This window comes from Arthrobacter sp. MP_M4, assembly GCF_035984855.1.
GTDB lineage: Bacteria > Actinomycetota > Actinomycetes > Actinomycetales > Micrococcaceae > Arthrobacter.
The window spans coordinates 1-3,168 of the sequence record NZ_JAXCHX010000056.1 but is presented as its reverse complement, the minus strand read 5'-3'; the positions used below and the strand labels follow the sequence as shown (position 1 = coordinate 3,168).

The window sequence follows — 3,168 nt, the reverse complement described above, 5'->3', positions numbered from 1 at the left end:
CACCAACCCGCCGCCGGTACGGCACAATAGAACGAACAACAAGTGGCCCTGTTTTCAAATGGCACTAATGGCCCTGTTTTGGGTTGGCGTTAACAGCGCAGTTTCCGAAGAGTGCCAACCGCCTCATCATGGTTCAGAATGCTTGGCGGCCCGAGGACTCTGCTTTGGCGCGCCCGGCTGCCCACGGTTCTGACGGTTGGACTCCGGTCAATCTGCCCGTCACCGATAAGGTCATCAGAGGCCTGCTATCCCAAGGCTTCACCTGGGTAAATTTGTCGGCAGGTGGGGTCGCGCAGCGTCACAAGGACACACAGATCTCCGATCTGTTTTAGTCAGGCGAGGCAATCAGGCACGAACGACGAATGGCATTCCATTGACGAGTAAGTATCCAGAGAATCCGTGGTGGCATCAAGAGCATGATGCTCCGATCCTGATCATGATGCGGCACGAATGGGACGAGGCTGTTGCCTCCGGGCACGTAACGCCCGAACATGTGATGCAACGACTCAAGAACATTGCCGACCACGTCTTCGACAATCAAACCGTCATGGGGTTCGACGACGAAGGTTTCGTCGTCAGCCTGGTTGCCGAGGGACTTCCGCTCGCAGGTGGAGTCAAGTTATACGTGTATTCCAATGATCACCCACCCCCGCACGTGCATATTCAACTGAAATCTCATCCGGGCGCGAAGCTGCGGGTCAATCTGGCAACCGGCGAGTTCATGGACGACGCTCCTAGGGGCATCGACACGAAGAAGCTGAAAGGCTTCCAATCGGCGATCCTGGAAAATCACGCGATTCTGGCCGGATGGTGGCAGGACTATCACGGCGACCCGGTGTTGCTGGGGTGATCCCTGCTGCTCATGGATTCAATGTTGTGTCCGGCCGGGAGCGGATCGTCGCCTTGAGGCAGGATTCCACCGGTGGATCCACTTCCTGAGCTTGGGCTCGGCTTGGGGTTTGCGGTCAACTGCGGCTCATAGTCGTTTGCCTGCTGTCACGACGGAGCCAATTGCACTCAGCATGAAAAGGGTCGTGTCACAGTGGTTGCATTGCGAGCCAAGTGTCAGGCGAAGTGTCCTCAAGCCCCTCCAGGACAAACGCCTGGCCCGGACCGAGGACTTCTTCGATGCCTTCGATGAGTTTGCTCAGGTGCCACCGGGAGACCGTGCGCCCCCGCACCACTTCGATTACGAAGACGATGGTCCTGTTGGTCTGGTCCTGATAGCGCCAGACGTTATCCCAGGCAAGCTGGCCCGCGATCTCCTTGATCGCGGACAACTGGTGTTTAGTCACCAATTTGGTCGCTCCTCCCCCAAAGTCAGTGGTCTACCAGAATGCCAACGACGCCGCCGTGGATTTTGGCGCTCTTGCCCATCATGACGGGATCCTCGCCGCCTATGCTCCGCCTCAGGCCAAGGAAAAGTTCTGGGTTGATCAAATCAAGGCCTGCCACGCTGTTGACGATGGCGCGGCTCGGACCAAGTAGAACGCCGGAGAGCCCAAGCCACCCGAGATCTGGAGGTCCGCGCGAGTCAACGAGACATTGGATGCGTCATCAGTCGCTGTCTGCTGTCGTCGCACCGAGCACGCGCCGAACCGTGCGTTCGCTGGTCACCATAAGTCTGGCGATCTCTGCCACCGTGCGGCCCCTCGATTTCATCCGGACGACCTCGTGCTTGCGTTCTTCAGACAGGGAGGGAGGGCGTCCCCCGACCCTGCCGCGCCTCCGCGCGGCTTCGAGGCCGGAGTGCACCCGCTCCACCAAAATGGCCTTCTCCAGAGCGGCCAGGGAAGCCATCACGGACAGGACCATCAAACCGGCTGGCGTTCCCGTGTCCACGCCAAGCGTCAGTATGCGCAGCGAGATTTGCCCTTCGCGAAGGCCCTCGACCAGAGCGAGTAGGCTCTTTGTGTTTCGGCCGAGTCGATCCAAGGCGTGAACGACGATGACATCGCCAGGACGCGCATACTCGAGCATTTCGTCCAGGCCCGGGCGCGAGTCCTGGCTTCCCGACACCCCATGGTCCTGGTAGATCCGGTCGCAGCCAGCTTCGTGAAGGGCGTCGAGCTGCCGCTCGAGATTCTGATCGGTCCTCGAAACTCGGGCATACCCCAGGACCGCTCCGGCAGAAACCCGGCTTGTGTCGTGAGGGATTCGCCGGAGGTTTTCGCCGGGCCGCTTAGCGTCCTCGGGGCTACCGGCGGTCGCGTGGCCATTATCTTTAGTATCTGTCATCGGGAAATGCAGCGCGTCTTGGGTCGTATCTTCGGTGGTCATCTCGTTAGTCTTCCTGTGATGTCGCATGGCGTTCGCGGCGACTAGTCTCGGCGAGCCTCTCTAGCAGAGCCAGCCGTTCATTCGGTGGTGTTTCGCGGTAGACCTGAACCACGAAATTGCAGTCGAGGGTCGCTGACATGCTGAGCTCCTCCAGAGGGCCGATCAGCTCCAGCATTTCGTTCCGCGGGTCTGCGAGCCGCGGGTGCGCGCCGTGGAAGAACCGGTCGAGCCAGTTGGTCCGAAGCATGTCACCGGCGACGTACTCGATGGCCTCCGAAAAATGCCTGTCCCCCCTTGCTCGGCACAGGAGAAGGGCATCCTGGTTGGCGGCAGTCCAGTGAGCAGCCTCTGCATAGTGGCGTCCGAGGAGGCAAGCCGCTACCGCGCCCAGATACAACTCGTCAATCAGAACATCAGCATCCACGCCGCCGGGGAAGTCACGAATAGACTCAGCGTGGAACGCGATTTCATCCGTCATGTATTCACGGTCAGCGTCCATTTGCGGGCCTCCCCATTTGAAGAGTTCGGCGTTGTCGCATTGGACCAGACCCGATTCGGCGGGAAGCTATGAAGTAGGCCAAATCTTGGGCCCTATGCGCGCAGCCTGCCTTTTTCCCCCAGCGCTTGGCCCGCGGCTTGGGGTAATTTGCTGCTTTAGAAGTTCTCATGTTTGTTATGTGTGCGGAGCCAAGGGATTCCCTCCCCGGTGCAGGTGATCTCACAACGATGGCTGCGGGTGATGAGCTCATTGGGTTGCGCGGCCTGGGCTTCCTTATTCACGTACCGGAACTTGCCCCCCCGTTACCTTTCTTATAGCCCCTAAACGAGCAAGAATCGGGGTTGCTGGCCTGTCGCTCCTGGCATGATTGAGTCCCCCAGTCGAATGTA

At 59.5% G+C, this 3,168-nt stretch carries 5 protein-coding genes; 1 reads left to right on the top strand and 4 read right to left on the bottom strand.

Features of this window, described 5'->3' with window-relative positions:
• Nucleotides 1-373 precede the first annotated feature (373 nt).
• Entirely contained in the window at nt 374-850 is a 477-nt protein-coding gene (locus RCH15_RS18945) for a DUF4160 domain-containing protein (protein WP_326962199.1), read from the top strand.
• 187 nt (nt 851-1,037) lie between these two features.
• Here RCH15_RS18945 and RCH15_RS18940 read toward each other — a convergent pair whose 3' ends face one another.
• The 4 genes from RCH15_RS18940 to RCH15_RS18925 form a co-directional block, all read right to left on the bottom strand.
• Entirely contained in the window at nt 1,038-1,295 is a 258-nt protein-coding gene (locus tag RCH15_RS18940; protein WP_326962198.1) for a hypothetical protein, read from the bottom strand.
• A 25-nt stretch (nt 1,296-1,320) separates the two neighbouring features.
• Nucleotides 1,321-1,455: a hypothetical protein gene (locus RCH15_RS18935; RefSeq protein ID WP_326962197.1), complete on the bottom strand. Its 135-nt coding sequence runs from the start codon at nt 1,453-1,455 to the stop codon at nt 1,321-1,323.
• A gap of 102 nt (nt 1,456-1,557) precedes the next feature.
• Nucleotides 1,558-2,280 (bottom strand): recombinase family protein, encoded by a 723-nt coding sequence (locus tag RCH15_RS18930; RefSeq protein WP_326962196.1) that lies wholly within the window; start codon nt 2,278-2,280, stop codon nt 1,558-1,560.
• Nucleotides 2,281-2,284: 4 nt separating this feature from the next.
• Nucleotides 2,285-2,779 carry a hypothetical protein gene (locus tag RCH15_RS18925; protein ID WP_326962195.1) on the bottom strand — a complete coding sequence of 165 codons (495 nt, stop codon included), beginning with the start codon at nt 2,777-2,779 and terminating at the stop codon, nt 2,285-2,287.
• Nucleotides 2,780-3,168: the final 389 nt, after the last annotated feature.